Annotated in this window: 21 protein-coding genes and 1 pseudogene; all 22 read right to left on the reverse strand. The window is 73.7% G+C overall.

From position 1 onward, the window contains the following. Positions 1-104: 104 nt before the first annotated feature. The 22 genes and pseudogenes from ACWDCZ_RS18855 to ACWDCZ_RS18960 all read right to left on the reverse strand — a co-directional run bounded on the left by ACWDCZ_RS18855 (position 105) and on the right by ACWDCZ_RS18960 (position 19,686). Positions 105-1,040 (reverse strand): ornithine cyclodeaminase family protein, encoded by a 936-nt coding sequence (locus ACWDCZ_RS18855; RefSeq protein ID WP_338016276.1) that lies wholly within the window; start codon positions 1,038-1,040, stop codon positions 105-107. A 23-nt stretch (positions 1,041-1,063) separates the two neighbouring features. Beyond that, positions 1,064-2,092, reverse strand: a complete 1,029-nt coding sequence (locus tag ACWDCZ_RS18860) for a proline racemase family protein (protein ID WP_375876044.1) — start codon at positions 2,090-2,092, stop codon at positions 1,064-1,066. Further along, entirely contained in the window at positions 2,092-3,450 is a 1,359-nt protein-coding gene (locus ACWDCZ_RS18865) for an aldehyde dehydrogenase family protein (RefSeq protein WP_449816445.1), read from the reverse strand. Before ACWDCZ_RS18865 ends, ACWDCZ_RS18860 begins: the two co-directional genes overlap by 1 nt. Positions 3,451-3,500: 50 nt before the next feature. Beyond that, positions 3,501-4,505: a proline racemase family protein gene (locus ACWDCZ_RS18870; RefSeq protein WP_049660310.1), complete on the reverse strand. Its 1,005-nt coding sequence runs from the start codon at positions 4,503-4,505 to the stop codon at positions 3,501-3,503. Between the two features lie 93 nt (positions 4,506-4,598). Continuing rightward, positions 4,599-5,462 (reverse strand): dihydrodipicolinate synthase family protein, encoded by an 864-nt coding sequence (locus ACWDCZ_RS18875; RefSeq protein ID WP_181970794.1) that lies wholly within the window; start codon positions 5,460-5,462, stop codon positions 4,599-4,601. 179 nt (positions 5,463-5,641) lie between these two features. Then, positions 5,642-7,057: an FAD/NAD(P)-dependent oxidoreductase gene (locus ACWDCZ_RS18880; RefSeq protein ID WP_449816446.1), complete on the reverse strand. Its 1,416-nt coding sequence runs from the start codon at positions 7,055-7,057 to the stop codon at positions 5,642-5,644. Continuing rightward, the gene (locus tag ACWDCZ_RS18885; RefSeq protein ID WP_049652011.1) at positions 7,038-7,355 is read right to left on the reverse strand and encodes a (2Fe-2S)-binding protein; all 318 of its coding nucleotides are present in this window, start codon (positions 7,353-7,355) and stop codon (positions 7,038-7,040) included. The genes ACWDCZ_RS18880 and ACWDCZ_RS18885 overlap by 20 nt, the downstream gene beginning before the upstream one ends. A gap of 79 nt (positions 7,356-7,434) precedes the next feature. Beyond that, positions 7,435-8,595: an NAD(P)/FAD-dependent oxidoreductase gene (locus ACWDCZ_RS18890; RefSeq protein WP_049652010.1), complete on the reverse strand. Its 1,161-nt coding sequence runs from the start codon at positions 8,593-8,595 to the stop codon at positions 7,435-7,437. Between the two features lie 131 nt (positions 8,596-8,726). Then, entirely contained in the window at positions 8,727-9,620 is an 894-nt protein-coding gene (tatC, locus tag ACWDCZ_RS18895) for a twin-arginine translocase subunit TatC (RefSeq protein ID WP_049652009.1), read from the reverse strand. Positions 9,621-9,783: 163 nt separating this feature from the next. Next, positions 9,784-10,089, reverse strand: a complete 306-nt coding sequence (gene tatA / locus ACWDCZ_RS18900; RefSeq protein WP_449816447.1) for a Sec-independent protein translocase subunit TatA — start codon at positions 10,087-10,089, stop codon at positions 9,784-9,786. 191 nt (positions 10,090-10,280) lie between these two features. Further along, the gene (locus ACWDCZ_RS18905) at positions 10,281-10,493 is read right to left on the reverse strand and encodes a hypothetical protein (protein WP_049652007.1); all 213 of its coding nucleotides are present in this window, start codon (positions 10,491-10,493) and stop codon (positions 10,281-10,283) included. Between the two features lie 21 nt (positions 10,494-10,514). Further along, complete coding sequence (locus tag ACWDCZ_RS18910; protein WP_375876040.1) at positions 10,515-10,721, reverse strand: hypothetical protein; 207 nt, start codon at positions 10,719-10,721, stop codon at positions 10,515-10,517. 27 nt (positions 10,722-10,748) lie between these two features. After that, on the reverse strand, positions 10,749-11,675 hold the full coding sequence (locus ACWDCZ_RS18915; protein ID WP_181970795.1) for a helix-turn-helix transcriptional regulator: 927 nt from the start codon (positions 11,673-11,675) through the stop codon (positions 10,749-10,751). A 26-nt stretch (positions 11,676-11,701) separates the two neighbouring features. After that, entirely contained in the window at positions 11,702-12,676 is a 975-nt protein-coding gene (locus ACWDCZ_RS18920) for a helix-turn-helix transcriptional regulator (protein WP_049652004.1), read from the reverse strand. Between the two features lie 177 nt (positions 12,677-12,853). After that, positions 12,854-13,237: an FKBP-type peptidyl-prolyl cis-trans isomerase gene (locus ACWDCZ_RS18925; protein ID WP_049652003.1), complete on the reverse strand. Its 384-nt coding sequence runs from the start codon at positions 13,235-13,237 to the stop codon at positions 12,854-12,856. Positions 13,238-13,400: 163 nt separating this feature from the next. Continuing rightward, positions 13,401-14,714, reverse strand: coding sequence for an FKBP-type peptidyl-prolyl cis-trans isomerase (locus ACWDCZ_RS18930; protein ID WP_049652002.1), 1,314 nt, complete (start codon positions 14,712-14,714; stop codon positions 13,401-13,403). Positions 14,715-14,917: 203 nt separating this feature from the next. Then, positions 14,918-15,907, reverse strand: coding sequence for an FKBP-type peptidyl-prolyl cis-trans isomerase (locus tag ACWDCZ_RS18935; RefSeq protein ID WP_449816448.1), 990 nt, complete (start codon positions 15,905-15,907; stop codon positions 14,918-14,920). A 123-nt stretch (positions 15,908-16,030) separates the two neighbouring features. After that, positions 16,031-17,392 (reverse strand): Pup--protein ligase, encoded by a 1,362-nt coding sequence (gene pafA, locus ACWDCZ_RS18940; RefSeq protein WP_049652001.1) that lies wholly within the window; start codon positions 17,390-17,392, stop codon positions 16,031-16,033. Positions 17,393-17,513: 121 nt separating this feature from the next. After that, complete coding sequence (gene prcA, locus ACWDCZ_RS18945; protein ID WP_049652000.1) at positions 17,514-18,269, reverse strand: proteasome subunit alpha; 756 nt, start codon at positions 18,267-18,269, stop codon at positions 17,514-17,516. A gap of 194 nt (positions 18,270-18,463) precedes the next feature. Beyond that, the gene (gene prcB / locus ACWDCZ_RS18950; protein ID WP_369808298.1) at positions 18,464-19,261 is read right to left on the reverse strand and encodes a proteasome subunit beta; all 798 of its coding nucleotides are present in this window, start codon (positions 19,259-19,261) and stop codon (positions 18,464-18,466) included. Further along, a pseudogene (locus ACWDCZ_RS18955) lies at positions 19,258-19,335 on the reverse strand (endonuclease VII domain-containing protein); the annotation flags it as partial. The pseudogene ACWDCZ_RS18955 and the gene prcB, both read right to left, overlap by 4 nt. A gap of 132 nt (positions 19,336-19,467) precedes the next feature. Then, the gene (locus tag ACWDCZ_RS18960; RefSeq protein WP_049652012.1) at positions 19,468-19,686 is read right to left on the reverse strand and encodes a ubiquitin-like protein Pup; all 219 of its coding nucleotides are present in this window, start codon (positions 19,684-19,686) and stop codon (positions 19,468-19,470) included. Positions 19,687-19,715 lie beyond the last annotated feature (29 nt).

Genomic DNA, 19,715 nt, shown 5'->3' on the forward strand with positions numbered 1-19,715 from the left:
GCAAGGCGGAGGAGGGAGCCACTGCGGAGCATTGGCGACCGACGACAACGCGGCGAGGTGCGTGCCCCGGCGTCGCCCCGCAGACGCGAGTTTGAAGACACGCCCTAGGACGCGGCCCGGTACACCTCCGCCGCGACGGCCAGGTCCTGCCAGGCCATCCCGACGCTCTTGAAGAACCGCGGCCGCCCGTCGGGCACCAGCGCGTCGCCGCGCACCAGTTCGGCGAGGTTCCACAGCTGCCGCCCGGCCACGCCCGCCATCAGCAGGTCCCCGGCCTCGCGCTCCGCGACGGTACGCGCCTCGACGTACAACTCGGCGCGCTGGACGAGCAGTTCGTCCACCTCCCGGGCGTCCGGCTCGTGCGAGCCGACCGCCGCCACCGCCGCGTGGGCGGGCACCAGGGCGCCGTCGAACAGCGGGGTGCGCGCGGTGGTGCAGCAGACCACCAGGTCCGCCTCGCGGACCGCGCGCGGGTCGCCGACCTCGGCCGCCAGCCCGAGCTTCCGCCCGTAATCGGCCAGCGCCCCGGCCCGTTCGGCGTTGCGCGCCACCACGGTGAGCCGGCGCAGCGGCCGGACGGCGAGCAGGGCGTCCAGGTGCCCGTACGCCTGCGGCCCGGAGCCGAACAACACCAGGTGCTCGGCCTCCGGCACGGCCAGCCGCCGCAGCGCGGCCGCGGTGACGGCGGGCGTGCGCAGCGCGGTGAGCGCGGCGCCGTCCAGCAGGGCGAGCGGCTGGAGGGTGGGCCCGTCCAGCAGCAGGTAGCTGCCGGTGATCCGGGGCAGTCCGGCCGACGGGTTGGCGGGCGCGACCCCGGCGATCTTCACGCCGGCGTACGGCCCGGCGGCGGCCGGCATCATCAGCAGTTCGCCGGCGGGCACCGGTACGGCCGACCGGGCGGGTGCCGCCTCCGGGTCGAACCCGTCCAGCAGCACCCGCTCGATCGCCCCCACCGCCCCGGCGGGCCCGACCCCGCCGGTGCCCGGCACGGCGTACTGGAGCGGCACAACCGCCGCGCCGGGCACTTCGGTTGGCTTCACGGCTTCGGTCGCACGCACGGTGGTCACAGCAGGAACCCCGCTCCCAGGTCGTCGTCCGGCTCCAGCACGAAGCCGTGCTCGCCGGTGCGGAAGGCCGTCCCGCCGACCTCGGTGACCACGCCCTCGCCCTGCGGGTCGCCGCCCGGGAGGACCTGCCCGCTGAAGACCGTCCCGATGATCGACTCGTGCCGCAGCGGCTCGCCCGGGGCCAGCCGCCCCTCGGCGGCGAGCACCGCGAGCCGGGCGGAGGTGCCGGAGCCGCAGGGCGAACGGTCGATCTGGCCGTCCGCGAAGACGGTGACGTTGCGCTGGTTCAGCACCCCGTCCACCGGGGGGAGTTCGTCGTGGAGGATGACCCCGTAGACGCCCGACAGCCGGGCGTCCGTCGGGTGCGCGACCGCCTCCGAGCCGGCCAGCGCGGCCCTGATCTCCCGCCCCACGGCGGTGAGTTCGGGCAGCTGCTGCTTCTCCACGGCGAGCCCGAGGGCGGCCGCGGGCACCGAGGCGTAGCAGGCGCCGGAGTGCGCCACGGCGACCTCCACGGTGCCGCGCGAGGTCTCCACCGGGAGCTTCAGCGCGGTGACCCGGCTGGGCACGTTGCGGAAGGTCACCCCGGTGGTCCGCCCGCCGGAGCGGTGCACCAGGGCGGTGACCCGGCCGGACGGCACGTCGATCCGCACCCGCGCCACGCCGTCCGCGGGGGCGGCCACCAGTCCGGAGTCCACCGCCCAGGCGCCGAGCGCGATGGTGCCGTGTCCGCAGGCGGTGGAGTAGCCGTCCTTGTGCCAGAACAGCACACCCAGGTGCGCCTCGTCATCGTCCGGCGGGACCAGGAAGCCGCCGTACATCCCGGCGTGGCCGCGCGGTTCCCGGCTGAGCAGCTGCCGGACCTCGTCCAGCGCGCTGGGCCGGGGCGCGGTCGCGCTGCCGCCCGCGCCGAGCGCGATGGCCCGGCGCTCGGCGACGGTGTCGCCGGGGATCGGGGGCACGCCGTCCAGCACGATCCGGAACGGCTCGCCGGCCGTGTGGTAGTCGACCGTCCGTACGAACATCAGAGCGCACCTCCGCCCGGCAGCACGCTGACGGTCCGGCTGACGGTGTAGAAGTCCAGGGCGGCCTGGCCCTGTTCGCGGTCGCCGTGGCTCGCGCCCTTGGCCCCGCCGAAGGGCAGGTGGAAGTCGACGCCGCTGGACGGGGCGTTGACCCGGATCATGCCCGCGTCCAGCCGGTCGGCGGCGGCCAGCGCCACGTCCAGGCTGCGGGTGTGCACCGAGGTGGAGAGGCTGTGCGGGGTGTCGTTGGCGAGCGCGATGGCCTCGTCCAGGTCGGCCGCGGCGTGCAGCACCGCGATCGGGCCGAAGAACTCCTCGCGGGCCAGCGGGTGTTCGGCCGGCACCTCGGCGAGCAGGGTCGGCTCGACGTACCAGCCGGTCCGCTCGGGCACCCCGCCGCCGGTGAGCACGCTCGCCCCGGCCTCGACGGCCGAGGAGACGGCCCCGGTCAGCCGCTCCCGCGCACCGGCGTTGATCACCGGCCCGCAGACCGCGTCGTCGACCGCCGCCAGCGCCTTGACCAGCGCCTCGCGCAGCGGCTCGTACGCGGCGCCGACCGCGATCACCCGGCTGGTGGCGGTGCACTTCTGCCCGGCGTACCCGGCGATGGCCGCGGCGATGTGCCCGGCGGCCTGCGCGATGTCGGCGTCCGGCAGCACCAGCGCGGCGTTCAGCCCGCCGAGTTCGGCCTGCACCGGCACCCCGCGGTCGGTCGCGGCCCGCACCACGGCCCGGCCGACGCCGGTCGAGCCGGTGAAGGAGACCACGTCCGCGGCGTCGACCAGCGCCGCGCCCTCCTCCGCCCCGCCGGGCAGCACCGTGAACACGTCCTCGGGCAGCCCGGCCAGCTCCGCCAGCCGCAGCGCGCAGGCCGTCGCCTCGGGGGCCGGCTTGAGCACCACCGCGTTGCCGACGGCGAGGGCCGGCGCGGCCTTCCAGGTCGGGATCGCCAGCGGGAAGTTCCACGGCGCGATCAGCCCGGCGACCCCGTACGGGCGGCGGCGGGTGAACAGCAGCCCGGGGCCGGCGGCGGTCTCGTGCACCGCCCCGGAGGGCGTGTACGGCGCCTGCGCGTAGTAGCGCCAGATCGCCGCCGTGCGGGCGACCTCGCCGAGCGCCTCGGCCAGCGGCTTGCCGACCTCGCGCACGATCAGCGCGGCCAGCTCGTGGGCGTGCGCCTCCACGGCGTCCGCGATCCGGCCGAGCGCCGCCGACCGGGCGCCCGCCCCGGCGGCGAGCCAGTCGCCCTGCGCCGCCCGGGCCCGCCCGACGGCGGCCCGCACGGCCTCGGCGCCGGGCTCCTCGACGGCGACCACGAGGTCGTCGGGGTCGGCGGGGTTGTACGAGGTGATGGTCACGGCCAGCAGCCCTTCGGGGGGAGGTACGGGGACGAAGGAGGAAGGAGGGGTCAGAGCAGGAAGCCCGCCGGGAACGGGTCGCTCGGGTCGAGGAAGTACTGGGCGGTGCCGGTGACCCAGGCCCGCCCGGTGACGGTGGGCACCACCGCGGGCAGCCCGGCCACCTCGGTCTCCTCGACCAGCCGCCCGGTGAAGGTGGTCCCGATGAAGGAGTCGTTGCGGAAGTCCCGCCCGAGCGGCAGTTCGCCGCGCGCGTGCAGCTGGGCCATCCGCGCCGAGGTGCCGGTGCCGCAGGGCGAGCGGTCGAACCAGCCGGGGTGGATGGCCATCGCGTGCCGGGAGTGCTCGGCGGTGGAGCCGGGGGCGAGCAGCTGGACGTGGTGGCAGCTGTGGATGGACGGGTTCTCCGGGTGCACCGGCCGGTCCGGGCCCGCGTTGATCGCGTCCATCATGGCCAGGCCGGCGTCCAGGATCTCCTGCTTGCGCTCGCGCTCGAAGGGCAGCCCGAACTCGGCGAGCGGCAGGATGGCGTAGTAGTTGCCGCCGTACGCGAGGTCGTAGGTCACCGTGCCGTAGCCGGGCACCTCGACCTTGCGGTCCAGGGCGACGGAGTAGGAGGGCACGTTGCGGATGGTCACCGCCTTGGCGGCGCCGTCCTCGACCTTCACCTCGGCGACCACGAGTCCGGCCGGGGTGTCCAGCCGTACGGTGGTGACCGGCTCGACCACCGGGACCATCCCGGTCTCGACCAGTACGGTGGCGACCCCGATGGTGCCGTGCCCGCACATCGGCAGCAGTCCGGAGACCTCGATGTAGAGCACGCCGAAGTCGGCGTCCGGCCGGGTCGGCGGCTGGAGGATCGCGCCGCTCATCGCGGCGTGGCCGCGGGGCTCGTACATCAGCAGGGTGCGGAAGTGGTCCAGGTGCTCCTGGAAGTGCACCCGGCGCTCGGCCATGGTGGCGCCGGGGATGACGCCGAAGCCGCCGGTGATCACCCGGGTCGGCATGCCCTCGGTGTGCGAGTCGACGGCGTGGAACACGTGACGGCTGCGCATGGGTCACAACTCCCGTACAGGTTCGGATGGTTGGTGGGTAGGCCGGGCCGACTGCCGCCGCAGCCGGCCCGGAGGCCCGGGATCGCGCCGGTGTCAGACCAGGCCGTCGGCCAGCGCCTTCTCGGTGGCCGCGCGGACGGCCTCCTCGATCTCCGGGACGAGCGGCAGGCGCGGGGCGCGCACCGGGCCGCCGGGGCGCCCGGCGATGTCCATGGAGAGCTTGATGGCCTGGACGAACTCGGTCTTGGAGTCCCAGCGCAGCAGCGAGTGCAGCGACTTGTACAGCGGCAGCGCGTTCTCCAGGTCCTTGGAGACGGCGGCGTCGTAGAGCGCGACCGAGGCGGCCGGCAGGGCGTTCGGGTAGCCGGCGATCCAGCCGACCGCGCCCGCGAGCGCCAGCTCCAGCAGCACGTCGTCGGCGCCGATCAGCAGGTCCAGCCCGGGGGCCAGCTCGGCGATCTCGTACGCCCGGCGGACGTCGCCGCTGAACTCCTTGACCGCGACGATCGAGCCCTCGGCGTGCAGCTGGGCGAGCAGCGCGGGGACGAGGTCGACCTTGGTGTCGATGGGGTTGTTGTACGCCACGATCGGCAGCCCGGCCTTGGCGACCTCGGCGTAGTGGGCGCGCACCGAGGCGTGGTCGGCCCGGTAGGCGTTCGGCGGCAGCAGCAGGACGGAGCCGGCGCCGGCCTCGGCGGCCTGCTCGGCCCAGCGGCGGGACTCGGCGCTGCCGTAGGCGGCCACGCCGGGCATCACCCGGGAGCCGTCGCCGGCCGCCTCGATGGCGACCTCGACGACCTTGGCGCGCTCCTCGGCGGTGAGCGTCTGGTACTCGCCCAGCGAGCCGTTGGGGACGACGCCCTCGCAGCCCGAGTCGATCAGCCAGCGGACGTGCTCGGCGTAGGCGTCGTAGTCGACGGAGTGGTCCGGGCGCAGCGGAAGCGTGGTGGCGACCATGATGCCGCGCCAGGGACGGGTGCTGTCGTGCTGGGTGATGGACACATGAGCTCCTTGATGAGGTGTGACATTTTACTAGAGTGGACGGGCCGGAGACAAGGTCCCCGGCCCGTCCTTCGACGACGGACCCCGGGGGCGTGCCCGACCGTTCCCGCCCGACGCGAGCGGTCGGGCACGCCCTACGCCTCCGGGTTCGGCCCCGCCGCCAGCTGGGAGAGCGGCACCGGGCAGCCCAGCGGCCGCCGGTCCGGCCCCGGCTCACCCGGGCCGGCCAGGCAGGCCACGGCCGGACCGCACATCCGGCCCTGGCACCAGCCCATTCCGGCCCGGGTGAGCAGCTTCACGGTGCGCGGATCGCCCGCGCCCAGGTCCTCGACGGCCTCCCGGATCGCCGCCACCGGCACCTCCTCGCACCGGCAGACGTCGGTGTCCGGACGCAGCCAGCCGGTCCAGCCGGGGCCCGGCCGGTGCGCGGCGGCCATCAGGTCGGCGAAGGCCCGCAGCCGGGAGCGGCGGCGCAGCAGCGCGGCCGCGGGCCGCTCCCCGGCCACCGCGTGCGCGGCCAGCTCGCCCTCGGCGAGCGCGAGGTCCGCGCCGCCGACGCCGTTGGTCTCCCCCGCCGACCAGAGGCCGGGCACGCTGGTGCGCAGCCGGGCGTCGACCTCCAGCGCGACCGCGCCGTCCGGCCCGGTCACGGTCCGCGCGCCGAGCTCGGTGGCCAGGTCGATCTGCGGCAGCAGGCCGTGGCCGACGGCGAGCGCGTCGCAGTCGATCCGCCGCCCGGTGCCGGGCACCGGCCGCCAGTCGGCGTCCAGCCGGGCCACCGTGACGCCGGTGACCCGGTCCGTCCCGTGCGCCTCGACCACCGCGCTGCGCGGGCGCAGCCGTACGCCGTGCCGCAGCAGCGCACCGCCGTGCCCGGCGCCCTCGACCAGCTTGCCGGGGACGGCCGCCAGCACGCCGGGGCGCCGCGCGTACCCGAGGTAGGCGGTGGCCTCGACCACGGCGGGCACCTCGGCCCCGGCGGTGACCAGCGAGGAGGCCGCCGCGAGCAGCAGCGGGCCGCTGCCGGCCACCACGATCCGCTTCCCGGGCAGCACCAGGCCGGCCTTGAGCATGGCCTGGGCGCCGCCCGCGGTGACCACCCCGGGCAGGGTCCAGCCGGGGAACGGCAGCTGCCGCTCGTACGCGCCGGTGGCGAGCAGCACCGACCGGGTCCGGACGGTGGCCCGGTCGGTGCTCTCCGGTCCGCGGGTGACGTGCACCGCGAAGCCGTCCCCGGTGCGCTCCAGCGCCCAGACCTGGTGCCCGGCCAGGAAGGCTGCCCGCCCGGCGCGCCCGTGCGCGTCGAGCCGGTCGGCCAGCCCGGTGTAGGCGGACCAGTGGTGGTGCAGCCGGTCCGGCCGGGCCGCGCCGAGGCCGGGCGCCGGGTGGCGGTAGTACTGCCCGCCGGTGCTCTGCCCGCCGTCCAGCAGGGCGCAGCGCAGCCCGAGGTCGGCGGCGGTGACGGCGGCGGCCAGCCCGGCCGGGCCGGCGCCGACCACCACGAGGTCGTACGGCGGGGCGTCGAGGGGTTCAGACGGCGAGGTCGGCACGGCCGTGGCCCTCCTGGGTGGTGACGGTGGTGCCGGGCTCGGCGGGGAGCAGGCAGGTGCGCTGGTTGGGGCGGCCGTCCACGGTGGCCAGGCAGTCGAAGCAGGCGCCGATCCCGCAGAACGCCCCGCGCGGCTTCCCGCCGACCCGGGTGGTGCGCCAGGCGAGCACGCCGTCGGCCCAGAGCGCGGCGGCGATCGACTGCCCGGGCAGCGCGGGGACGGGCCGCCCGTCGAACTCGATGTGGTGGGCGGGCCCGGGCTCGGCCTCGACCAGCCCGGCGGGGGTGCGGCGGCGCATCGGCGGCCTCTCCAATCTCACGGGTCCAGGAAGGAATCTCACACAGGCCTCGGTCGCAGGCGTCCGGGCCGTCACGCCGTCACTCGGCCGGGAAGCGGTCCGCCCGGAACGGCGCGAGGTCCAGCTCCGGCTGCTTGCCGGTGAGCTGCTCGCTGATCAGCAGCCCGGTCGCCGGGGCCAGCCCGATGCCGGCCCCCTCGTGCCCGCAGGCGTGGTACAGCCCGGGCACCCGGGGGTCCGCGCCGATGGCCGGCAGGTGGTCCGGCAGGTACGGGCGGAAGCCCCGGTAGGCGCGCAGCACGGTGACGTCGGCGAGCACCGGGAAGAGGGCGGCGGCCTGGGCGGCGAGCCGGCTCAGCACCTCCTGGGAGAGCGTGCGGTCGAAGCCGACCCGCTCACGGCTGGCGCCGATCAGCACCGGCCCGCCCGGGGTGCCCTCGATCACGGCGGAGGTCTCCAGCCCGGCCGACCCGCTGGCCACGTTGGCCACGTAGTCGGCGGCGTAGACCTTGTGCCGCACGACCCGCGGCAGCGGCTCGGTGACCAGCACGAAGCCGCGCCGGGGCAGCACCGGCAGGTGCACCCCGGCCAGCGCGGCCACCTCGCCGCCCCAGGTGCCGGCCGCGTTCACCACGGCGGGGGCGGCCAGGTGCCGCCGGTCGGTCCGTACGCCGCGCACGGCGCCGTCCGGGCCCCGGTCGACGGCGGTGACGCTCTCCCCGGTGATCAGCTCGGCGCCCATCCGGCGGGCCTCGCGCAGCAGGTGGGCGGCGGCGAGGGCGGGCTGGACCTGGGCGTCCTGCGGGTAGTGGAAGCCGCCGGCCAGGCCCTCGGCCAGGTGCGGCTCCAGTTCGCGCAGCCGCTCGCCGGGCACCTCCTCGGCCTCGACCCCGACGGCCCGCTGCCCGTCGGCGAAGGCCCGCAGCGCGTCCTGCCCGGCGGCGGTGGAAGCCACCACCACGCCGCCCTTGGGCTCGTACTCGATCGCCGGGCCGAGCCGCTCGGCGAGGTCGCGCCAGAGCCGGGTGCTGAGCAGGGCGAGGTCGAGTTCGGGGCCGGGCTCCTTGTCGGAGACCAGCAGGTTGCCCTCGCCCGCGCCGGTGGTGCCGCCGGCCACGGGCCCGCGGTCCACGACGGCGACGGCGAGCCCGGCGCGGGCGGCGTAGTAGGCGCAGGCGGCGCCGACCACACCGGCGCCGACCACGACCACGTCCAGGGGAGGTGTCTCGGTCTTCAGCACGCCAGTAATATGTCACATGCCATGCGAGCTGCCAAGACCACCCGCCGAAACCCGGAACCGCCCCGACCAGCGGAAAGCCCCGGCCCACCGCTCGGCAGCGGCGGACCGGGGCTCCCTCAGGCCCTACCGACTCACGTGATGTCGTCCATCTCCTCGCGGCGGGACGCCGGCACCGAGGCACCGGCCGCCGGAGCCGCCGAGGCCTGGACGGACTCCGCACCGGCCACCGGCTGCACCGAGAGGTCCAGGTGCGAGGCCTCCTCGTCGTCCAGCCCGGAGTCCGGGTTGCGGCGCGCCTTGCGCTTGTCGTTGAAGATCGCGATCGCCACCGCGATGAAGTACAGCGCCCAGATCGGCGCGGCCAGCGCCAGCATGCTCAGCGGGTCGGCGCTCGGCGTGGCGAAGGCCGCGAACACCGTGATGCCCATGACCATGCCGCGCCACCAGCCCAGCAGCCGCTTGCCGCCGACCACGCCGACCATGTTCAGCATCACCAGCAGCAGCGGGAACTCGAAGGCCAGGCCGAAGACCAGCACCATCCGGGTGGCGATGTCGAAGTAGTCCTCGGGCGGCAGGATCGGCGTGGTGTCGTTCGGGGTGAACGAGAGCAGCACGTCGACCGTGGTCGGCAGCACCAGGATGGCCACGGCCACACCGGCCAGGAACAGCGGCGTCCCGCAGATCAGGAAGACGACCGTGTACTTCTTCTCGTGCCTGTGCAGGCCCGGCGCCACGAAGGCCCAGACCTGGTAGAGCCAGATCGGCACGGTCCCGACCACGCCCGCCGTCAGGGCCACCTTCAGCATCCAGGTGAAACCGGCGGTCAGACCGATGTTCGAGACCTGGGCGCACTTGCCGTGGTAGTGCTTGGCCAGCTCCAGGGTTTCGCACCGCGGCAGCGGCTGCAGCAGGAAGTCCTCGATCTGCTTGTGGTAGACCGCCGCCACGATGGTGATCAGCACGATCGCCAGGACCGACTTGACCACGCGGTTGCGCAGTTCCCTCAGGTGGTCGGCGAGGGCCATCCGCCCCTCAGGATCCTTTGACGCCTTCGGCGCCTTGGAGAGCTTGCTCAACCCCGGTCCTCAACTCGTGCGTCGGGGCCCGCCGGTCGGCGGGCCTCCGTGGTCGCGAACGCCGCGCACACGGTGTGCGCGGCGGGCGTCAGGTGCCTCACGTGCGCCGCGCTCAGTGCGGGCGGTCGCCGTCGGGCGCGGAGGCCCCGGCGGCGGGCCCGGTCACCGGACGGGCCGTGGCCGACGCGCCCGGAGCGGCCTGGACGGTCCCGACCGCGGCACCGTCGACCGGGGCCGGAGCGGGAGCGGGCCGGGCCGGCTGCTCGGACTCGCCGTCCGAGCGCATCGCCTGCGCCTCGCTCTTCAGGATCCGCATCGACTTGCCCAGCGAGCGCGCCAGGTCCGGCAGCCGCTTGGCTCCGAACAGCACGATGGCGAGGATCACGATCACCACGATCGCGGTCATCGAGATGCGCATGCGCGACCACCTTCAGTCATGGCGGCCCGACGGGCCGTCCGCTGCGGATGGTAACCGCTGCGGATGACGCCACGACGACGGCCGCCCGAACAGGACAGCGGCCCCCGGTACACGGTTCAGGAGCCAACTGAGAGCGTAACCCGCCCCCGCCCGCGCGCAGCAGCCCCCGTACCACCGCGGTCCCGACCGTGCTATGCGGCGGGGACGCTCCGCTCCCCCGCCGGGGCGCCCTGGGCGGGCACCGCGTCCGCCAGGTCCCCGGCCGCCGCGGCCAGCGCCCGCGAGGCCGCGTCCACGCCCTTGGCCAGCGCCCGCACGTCCAGCCAGAGCCGGATCGCGAGGACCCCGAGGACCAGCAGGCCCGCGGTGGCGAGCAGGACGGCGGCGACGAGCATCCAGGACATGCGCCCCAGCCTATACGCGTGCTACCCCTCGGCCGGGACGAGCCGCATGGTGCGCACCCCGGCCCCGGTGAGCGCCTCGACGATCTTCTCCCCGGCCGGCTTGCGCACCGCCGCCCCGCACCGCGGGCAGCCGAAGCTGTAGTGCGCCTGGGCCGGGGTGCGACCGAGGGTCAGGCGGAAGTCCTCGGCCGGGAGCTCCACCTTCTCCCGGCACTCGGAGCAGTACACCTTGAATCTGGTCCCGGGTTCCACCGCTCAGACCCGCCCCTCCCCGTAGGCGGCCAGCGCCTCCCGCGCGGCCGAGCGCGCCTGCTCGGCGAGCTCGGGCGGCGAGACGATCCGGCCGTCCCGGCCCAGCCGCAGCGCCAGCGGGCGCAGCTGGGAGGGGTCGGCGCTGCGCAGGGTGATCCGCAGCCCGCCGTCGGGCAGTTCCTCGGCCCGGTCGTGGGTGTAGTACTCGGCCACCCAGCGGCCGCCGGAGGAGACCTCGACGACCACCTCGGGGTCGTCCGCCGCCGGGTTGACCAGCCCGCCGCTCAGGTCCCGCGGCTCGCGCCGGGGCGGGTCGGCCGGGACGTCCAGGACGCGGATCTCGGCGACCCGGTCGAGCCGGAACATCCGGTGGTCCTCGGAGGTACGGCACCAGGCCTCGAGGTAGGTGTGGCCCTCGGTGAGCAGCCGGATCGGGTCGACCTCGCGCTCGGTCATCCCGCCGCGCCCGTGCGAGTAGTAGCGCAGCCAGAGCCGGCGGCCCTCGCTGAGCGCGCGGTCGATGTCGGCGAAGACGTGGCTCTCCGCCTCGAAGGTCACACCGACCCGGGCGCTGCCCTCGGCGCTCTCCCCCGCCGCGTTCTCGATCTTGGCGACGGCCCGGGTGAGCGCCTCCCGGTCCCCGGCCCGCAGGCCCGGCAGTCCGGCCACCGCGCGGGCGGCCACCAGCAGCGCGGTCGCCTCGTCGGCGGCCAGCCGCAGCGGCTGGGCGACGTCGTCGACGTTGTGCCACCAGATCCGCTCGCCGTCGGTGTCGATGTCGAGCAGGTCGCCGCCGCGGAAGCTGGTGCCGCACATCGGCAGCACGTTGAGGTCCGCGATCAGCTCGCGCTCGCTGATCCCGAACGCCCGGGCCACCTCGGCGACCTCGGCCCCGGGCCGCTCGCGCAGGTAGGTGACCAGCGACAGCATCCGTCGCGTCTGGTCGATGGCGTTGCTCACGCGCCCACTCCTTCGAAACCCGCGACCGCCCGCAGCCGGTCGACCACATCCGCCCGCAGCTCCTCCGGCCCGAGCACCAGCACGTCCGGCCCGAACTCGGCCAGGTCCGCGCCGAGCCCGTTGCCGTACGGGATCTCCAGCTCGTCCCACAGCTCGTCCACCCGGGTGCTGCCCAGCGCCTTGGTCCGCAGCGGGAAGCCGGCGCCCCGGCGGACCCGGACGGTCGCGGTGGCGGTCGCCCCCTCGCCCGCGAACTTCGCCACGGTGGCCCGGACGTCCACGTGCTCGGGCACGGCGCCGAGGAACGCCCCGGACTTCGCCTTCACCCGGCCGGTGATCCGGCTGAGCCGGAACACCCGGGCGTCGCCCCGGTCGCGGTCGTACCCGGCCAGGTACCAGTGCCCGCGCCAGCACTCCAGCGCCCACGGCTCGACGCTGCGCTGCTCGACGGCGGCGGCGCCGGCCTTGCGGTACTCGAAGGTGACCGGACGGCGGTCCCGGGCGGCGGTGAGCAGCGGCTCGAACGCGGCCTCCCGGGCGGGGATGCGCGGCTCCAGGGCGGTCCGGCCCTCGGCCTCGGCGAACGGCACCCCGGCCGCGCGCAGCTTCTGCAGGGCGCCACTGGCCGCACCGGACATCTTGGCCTGCTGCCAGACCCGGGCCGCCAGGGTCAGCGCGGCCGCCTCCTCGGCGTCCAGGGCGATCTCGGGCAGCCGGTTGCGGTCGGCGCGGGCCAGGTAGCCGAGCTCGCCGTCCAGGGTGCTCTCGTCCACGTCGATCACCAGGCCGAGCTCGCGCAGGTCGTCCTTGTCCCGCTCGAACATCCGGTTGAAGGCGTCCTCGCTGCTGTTCTGCCAGGCCTCGCGGTACGCCTCGATGGATTCCCGCAGCTCCTTCTTGGAGAGCGGACGTCTGGTGTTCATCAGGCACAGGGCGAGATTCATCAGCCGCTCTGCCTTCGCGATCGCCATCGCTGACCCTTCCGGTGTGCCGCGCCGCGCGCGGGGTGCGCCAACCGGGCGATCACCACCCGGCGGGACCGACCGTACCGGTAGCGGTACGCACGGCAAAAGCGGCCTCCCCGAACGCCCCCGGACACGCCCGTGGGCCGGGCCCCCGGAGGGGTCCGGCCCACGGCACGAGCGGGCTCAGACGGCCAGCAGGTCGACCACGAAGATCAGGGTCGAGTGCGGCGGGATCGCCGAGGTCGGCGACTGGGCGCCGTACGCCAGACGCGACGGGATGGTCAGCTCGCGGCGGCCGCCGACCTTCATGCCGACGACGCCCTGGTCCCAGCCCTTGATGACCCGGCCGCCGCCCAGCGGGAAGCGGAACTCGTTGGGGCTCCGGTTCCAGCTGGCGTCGAACTCCTCGCCGGTCTCGAAGGTCACACCGACGTACCGGACGCTGACGTTCTGGCCCGGCTTGGCCTCCGCGCCGTCGCCCACGACGATGTCGCGGATCTGCAGCTCCGTCGGGGCGTCGCCGATCGGGAAGTCGATCTCGGGCTTCTCGTTGAGGTTGACGCTCACAGTCCCTCTTCTCACATTCGCTCTGCTGTCACGACCAAGCGGCGGACGCCCGCACCCGGTCCGTTCGTCCCGGACCACGGTACGGGCGCCCGCCGCCCGTTGGGGACCGGCCACGCGGCCGGACCCGAAGGTCACACGTGCACCATTGTCACCCGAAAGTGGATCAGCCCTGACCGGCGTCCAGGATGTCCACCACGAAGACCAGCGTCGCACCGGGCGGGATGTCGCCCTGGCCCTTGTCGCCGTAGCCCAGCGAGGCGGGGATCACCAGCTCGACCCGGCTGCCGACGGTCTGGCCCTCCAGGCCCTGGTCCCAGCCCTGGATGACCTGGCCGCCGCCGACCGGGAAGGTGAACGCCTGGCCCTTGCTGAGCGAGGAGTCGAACACCTTGCCGCTGGAGAACAGCGCGCCGGTGTACTGGACGACGACCTTCTCGCCCTTCTCCACCTTCGGCCCGGTGCCCTTGATCAGGACGTGCGACTTCAGCTCGGTCGGGTCCTTCGCCCCGGCGACCGGGGTGATCTCGGCCGGCTTCTTGCCGTTGTCCTTGACCTGCGGGAAGTCCGCGGGCGGCGGGGTGACGGTACCGCTCACCACGGCGTCGGGCGCGTTGGCGTTGCGGATGTCGATCACGAAGACCAGGTCGTCCTTGGGCCCGATCGACATGTCGGCCTTGCCCTGGGCGCCGAACGCGGCGGCCGGCGGGGCCACCACCAGCAGCCGGCTGCCGGCCTTCTTGCCGATCACGGCCTGGTCCAGCGCCGGGATCAGCGAGTCGGTCCCGGCCTGGAAGATCTGCGGCTTCCCGTTGGCGTCGTACGAGCTCGGGATGTCCTTGCCGGTGTTCCAGTCCTTGGCGGTGTAGTCCACCGAGGCCCAGGAGTTCTTCTCCACCTTGGCGCCGGTGCCCTCGGTGAGCACCTTCACCACGAAGGAGCCGTCGGAGGCCTCGCCCGGGATCTGGATGTCGGCCTTCTTGCCGAAGTCGCCGGCGACCGTCGGCAGCACCTTGGCGCTGTCCTTGATCGGCGGCACCGGGTCGGCGGTCGGCGTGGGCGGCGCGCTCTTGGCCGCGTCCGGCTTGGCCGCGGCGCTGTCCTTGGAGCCGTCCTTGTTCACCATGTACAGCGTGACGCCGCTGCCGACCAGCAGCAGGGCGATCACCGTGCCGAGGATCACGCCCAGCTTGCCGACGCCGGGCGGGTTCTCGTCGTACCCGGCCTCCGACGTGTCGGACTTGCGCACGTTGGAGGCGAAGATCTGCGGGGCGTCGTCCGTCTTGGTCCCGCCCGCGGCGCGCGGCGCCTCGCCGGGCTGCGCCCAGCCCGCCTGCTGCGCCAGGATCGCCGGGGGGACGACGATCGACTCGCGGTCCCCGCCAACCGGACCGCCGGGACGAGAGGCGGCCGGGTCACCCGCGGAGCTGTCGTTCGCCGCGGTGCCGGCCCCGCCCGGGCTCGGCGTCTTCTCAGTCATGACTCCCCATCCATCTCGCCACGAGGTCTTCCAGGTCTGCGCCCGGCGTGGGCACGCCGGCCTGCCGTCGCACCGCCCGCCCCGGACCTCGGCGCCGGGCGGCGCCTGCCACAGTGCGTGGGCAGTATGACAGCTCAGGATGAGGGCGGACGCTTCGTTGTACGAGCGTCCGCCCAAGCGTACGGAATCCCCCCGGTGACTTCCTAGACCGCTTCGAGAATGTCGATCACGAAGACCAGGGTCGAGTTCGCCGGAACCGAGCCCTGCGCCTTGTCCTGGTAGCCGAGCGCCGGAGGCACCACCAGCAGGACCCGGCTGCCGACGTTCTGCCCGACCAGGCCCTTGTCCCAGCCCTCGATCACGCTGCCGGTGCCGATCTGCACCGCCTGCGCGCCGCCGTGCGTCCAGGAGGCGTCGAACTGCTGGCCGTTGGCCCAGAGCACCCCGGTGTACTGCACCACCAGGGTCTGCCCGCTCTTGACCTGCTTGCCCTCGCCCTTGATCAGCACCGCCTGCTGGAGGTCGGCGGGCGCGGCCTGCCCGGTCGGGATCGTGATCGTGGCCGGCGCCTTGCCGTTGTCCTTGACCTGCGGCATCGTCGCGGCCGGCTCGGCCATCGCCCCGGTCAGCGTGGAGTCCGGCGGCAGGCTCTCCATGATGTCCAGCACGAACACCACGGTGTCGCCCTTGTTGACGCCCAGCTGGGTGGAGCCCTGCTCGCCGAAGGCCGCCGCCGGCGGGGCGACCACCAGCAGCCGGCTGCCCACCTTCTTGCCGATCACGCTCTGGTCCAGCGCCGGCACCAGCTGCCCGCTGCCGGCCTGGTAGAGCTGCGGCTTGCCGTTGGCGTCGTACGAACTGGGCAGGTCCTTGGCGGTGGTCCAGTCCCTGGCGGTGTAGTTGACCGTCACCCAGTCGCCCTTGTTGACGGTCGCCCGGTCGCCCTCGCTGACCGTGTTCACCACGAACTGGCCGCCGGGCTGCTGGCCCTCGGGGATGGTGATGGTGGCCTTGCTGCCGAACCCGCCACCCGAAAGAGTGGGCATCGGTGACGCCTCGCCGACCGGCGCGGGCACCGTCGGGGCGGCGCTCGCCGCGGACGGCGTCACCGGGCCCGCCGCCTTGGGCGAGCTGCTGCAGGCGACCGCGAGCAGCAACGGCAGGGTGAGAAGCAAACCGGCGGTGCGGCGCACGGTGGTCCTAACTGTCGGTCGAAGTCGGCTCTCCTGACTCGACGGACAGCGTATGCCCGGCACGCGTCCGGCCCCGGTAGACACCACCGGGGCCGGTCGCCGCCTTGATCACACGGCCGGGGGCTACATCCCCGCGATCAGCTTCTCCACCCGCTCGTCCACCGAACGGAACGGGTCCTTGCACAGCACCGTGCGCTGCGCCTGGTCGTTCAGCTTCAGGTGCACCCAGTCGACCGTGAAGTCCCGGCGCTGCTCCTGGGCCCGCCGGATGAAGTCCCCGCGCAGCCGGGCCCGGGTGGTCTGCGGCGGGATCGACTTGGCCTCGAAGGTCTTGAGGTCGGTGGTCACCCGCTGCGCCTGGCCCTTGCCCTGGAGCAGGTAGAACAGGCCGCGGCGGCGGTGGATGTCGTGGTACGCGAGGTCGATCTGCGCCACCCGCGGGTTGGACATGCTCATCTGGTGCTTCTCGCGGTAGCGCTCGATGAGCTTGTACTTCATGATCCAGTCGATCTCCTGGGCGACCCCGTCCAGCCGCTCGCTGCGGACGGCCTCCAGGGTGCGGCCCCACAGGTCGAGGACCCGGGCGACGGTGCCGGTGTTGATGCCCTTGCGGTCCGCGAACTCCAGGGCCTTGGTGTAGTACTCCTCCTGGATGTCCAGCGCGCTGGCCTCCCGGCCGTTGGCGAGCCGCACCTGGTGGGTGCCGGTGAGGTCGTGGCTGACCTCGCGGATCGCCCGGATCGGGTTCTCCAGGGTGAGGTCGCGCATCACCACGCCGGCCTCGATCATCCGCAGCACCAGGTCGGTGGAGCCGACCTTGAGCAGCGTCGTGGTCTCCGACATGTTGGAGTCGCCGACGATCACGTGCAGCCGGCGGTAGCGCTCGGCGTCCGCGTGCGGCTCGTCCCGGGTGTTGATGATCGGGCGCGAGCGGGTGGTGGCGGAGCTGACGCCCTCCCAGATGTGCTCGGCCCGCTGGCTGACGCAGAACACCGCGCCACGCGGGGTCTGGAGCACCTTGCCCGCGCCGCAGATCAGCTGCCGGGTGACCAGGAACGGGATCAGCACGTCGGCCAGCCGGGAGAACTCCCCGTGCCGGGCCACGCAGTAGTTCTCGTGGCAGCCGTAGGAGTTCCCGGCCGAGTCGGTGTTGTTCTTGAAGAGGTAGACGTCCCCGGCGATGCCCTCCTCGTGCAGCCGGCGCTCGGCGTCCACCAGGAGCCCTTCGAGGATGCGCTCACCGGCCTTGTCGTGCGTCACCAGCTCGACGACGTCGTCGCACTCGGGGGTGGCGTACTCGGGGTGGGAGCCGACGTCGAGGTAGAGGCGGGCGCCGTTGCGCAGGAAGACGTTGCTGCTGCGGCCCCAGGAGACGACCCGGCGGAACAGGTACCGCGCCACCTCGTCCGGGGACAGCCGTCGCTGCCCGCGGAACGTGCAGGTCACGCCGTACTCGTTCTCCAGCCCGAAAATCCGGCGGTCCATGAGCACTCCATTCTCTGTCGGAGCTGTCCGAAACCGCCTCCACGACGACTGGGCCGCCGCAGGGGCACCGGAGTCCCGAACGACGGCGGCGGGGCCGCCGTCCGGGACTCCACAGGCACTGCTACACCGGCGTGCCGTCCGCCGGGTTGTCCTCGTCGTCCGCTTCCGCGGACTGGTCCCCGTCGAGCAGCCGGCCCAGCTGGTTGCCCAGGATCCGCTTGAACTTGCGCTGCTGGAACCGCTGGCGGTCGAGGACCGCCACCTCCAGCTGCTCCGGCGTGAGGCCGCGCGGGCTGCCGCCGTTGGGGTCGCGGGCGAGCGAGTCCACGGCGAGCTTCACCGCCTCGGTGAGGCCGATGCCGGCGCGGTGGCGCTGGCCCAGGTAGTTGCCGATCGAGTCGGCGTTGCCGCCGACCACCACGTAGTTCTTCTCGTCCACGACCGAACCGTCCGGCGTGAGCCGGTAGATCTGGTCGTTGTCGGGGGTGCGGCCGACCTCGGCCACGATCAGCTCGACCTCGTACGGCTTCTCGCCGACCGAGGAGAAGATGGTGCCCAGGGTCTGGGCGTACACGTTGGCCAGGCCGCGGGCCGTGACGTCGGCCCGGTCGTAGGAGTAGCCGCGCAGGTCGGCGTAGCGGACGCCGCCGATGCGCAGGTTCTCGAACTCGTTGTAGCGGCCGACCGCCGCGAAGGCGATCTTGTCGTAGATCTCGGAGACCTTGTGGAGCGCCCTGGAGGTGTTCTCCGCGACGAAGACGATGCCGTCGGCGTAGGTGAGCACGACCACGCTGCGGCCGCGCGCGATGCCCTTGCGGGCGTACTCCGCGCGGTCCGCCATGGCCTGCTGGGGCGAGACGTAGAACGGTGTCGACACCGGCGGTCGTCCCCTTTCTGTGAGGTGATGGCGTGGGGGTGTCTTGTGGAACTTAGCCGGGTCCGCGACGCCAGGGCACGCACCTCGCGGCGTTGTCGTCGGTCGCCAATGCTCCGCAGTGGCTCCCTCCTCCGCCTTGCGATGCACGCACCCTGACGCCGCGGCCTGATCCGACAAGATCCACAAGACACCCCCTAGATCAGCGGGGCCTGCGGGCCGTTGGGCCGGTCCAGGCGCTCGTCGGTGATGGCGACGACGATCTCCGTCACCTCCGCGTCGGTGAGCCGGCGGAAGCCGTCCTCGGTGATCAGCGAGACGATCGGGAAGATCTTCCGGGCGAGGTCCGGGCCGCCGGTGGCGGAGTCGTCGTCCGCCGCGTCGTACAGGGCCTGGACGACCAGGGTGGCGGCCTGGTCGGCCGTCAGGCCGTCGCGGTAGAGCTTCTTCAGCGAGCCGCGGGCGAAGACCGAGCCCGAGCCGGTGGCGGCGAAGCCGCGCTCCTCGGACCGCCCGCCGGTGACGTCGTAGTTGAAGATCCGGCCGCGGCCGAGGTCCAGGTCGTAGCCGGCGAACAGCGGCACCACCGCGAGGCCCTGCATCGCCATGCCCAGGTTGCCCCGGATCATGGTGGTGAGCCGGTTGGCCTTGCCCTCCAGGGAGAGGGTGGCGCCCTCGATCTTCTCGTAGTGCTCCAGCTCCAGCTGGAACAGCCGGACCATCTCGACCGCGAGGCCGGCGGTGCCGGCGATGCCGACCGCGCTGTACTCGTCGGCCGGGAAGACCTTCTCCATGTCCCGCTGGGCGATCACGTTGCCCATCGTCGCCCGGCGGTCACCCGCGATCACGACGCCGCCGTCGAAGATCGCGGCCACCAGCGTGGTCCCGTGCGGGGCCTCGACCACGACGCCCTCGGGGAGCCCCCGGAGCCCGGGGACCATCTCCGGCTTGTGCTCGGCGAGGAAGTCGAGGAACGAGGACGACCCCGGGGTCAGGAAGGCAGCCGGTAGACGCCCGGTGCCACGAGTGTTGGCTTCCACACGATTCCTTCCAGGTAGCTTGAAGCGCGCGCTGCCCGCACCCTACCCGCCCGACGATCACTGTCCACGGGTGGAGGGGCCGGTGCCGGACGGCCGGGCGGTGTTCGCCGCCCGGCCGCCCCGATCGGTCGCGACCGTGAATTCGGAATGCCCGGACCGGGCTATTGCCCGCCCTTCTGGACGAATCCGCGAACGAAATCCTCGGCATTCGACTCGAGGACCTCGTCGATTTCGTCCAGAACCGCGTCGACGTCGTCGCTCAGCTTTTCCTGGCGCTCCTTGAGGTCCTCGGAATTCTGGCTTTCCGCGGCCTGCTCCTCGACCTCCTCGGAGGAGCGGTTCGCCCGCTGCTGGCCGCCGCCGGTGTCCTTGCTCGCCATTTCCCTCACCCCGCTCGATTCGTCTGGCA

This window comes from Kitasatospora sp. NPDC001225, from assembly GCF_053597855.1.

Coding starts and splice junctions, on each gene's coding strand:
- ACWDCZ_RS18960 (WP_049652012.1), bottom strand. CDS start 19,686: ATGGCGAGCAAGGACACCGGCGGCGGCCAGCAGCGGGCGAACCGCTCC.
- ACWDCZ_RS18875 (WP_181970794.1), bottom strand. CDS start 5,462: ATGGTCGCCACCACGCTTCCGCTGCGCCCGGACCACTCCGTCGACTAC.
- ACWDCZ_RS18905 (WP_049652007.1), bottom strand. CDS start 10,493: ATGTCCTGGATGCTCGTCGCCGCCGTCCTGCTCGCCACCGCGGGCCTG.
- ACWDCZ_RS18885 (WP_049652011.1), bottom strand. CDS start 7,355: ATGCGCCGCCGCACCCCCGCCGGGCTGGTCGAGGCCGAGCCCGGGCCC.
- pafA (WP_049652001.1), bottom strand. CDS start 17,392: ATGGACCGCCGGATTTTCGGGCTGGAGAACGAGTACGGCGTGACCTGC.
- tatC (WP_049652009.1), bottom strand. CDS start 9,620: ATGGCCCTCGCCGACCACCTGAGGGAACTGCGCAACCGCGTGGTCAAG.
- ACWDCZ_RS18870 (WP_049660310.1), bottom strand. CDS start 4,505: ATGCGCAGCCGTCACGTGTTCCACGCCGTCGACTCGCACACCGAGGGC.
- ACWDCZ_RS18915 (WP_181970795.1), bottom strand. CDS start 11,675: ATGCTGTCGCTGGTCACCTACCTGCGCGAGCGGCCCGGGGCCGAGGTC.
- ACWDCZ_RS18860 (WP_375876044.1), bottom strand. CDS start 2,092: ATGTTCGTACGGACGGTCGACTACCACACGGCCGGCGAGCCGTTCCGG.
- ACWDCZ_RS18920 (WP_049652004.1), bottom strand. CDS start 12,676: ATGGCGATCGCGAAGGCAGAGCGGCTGATGAATCTCGCCCTGTGCCTG.
- ACWDCZ_RS18930 (WP_049652002.1), bottom strand. CDS start 14,714: ATGACTGAGAAGACGCCGAGCCCGGGCGGGGCCGGCACCGCGGCGAAC.
- tatA (WP_449816447.1), bottom strand. CDS start 10,089: ATGCGCATCTCGATGACCGCGATCGTGGTGATCGTGATCCTCGCCATC.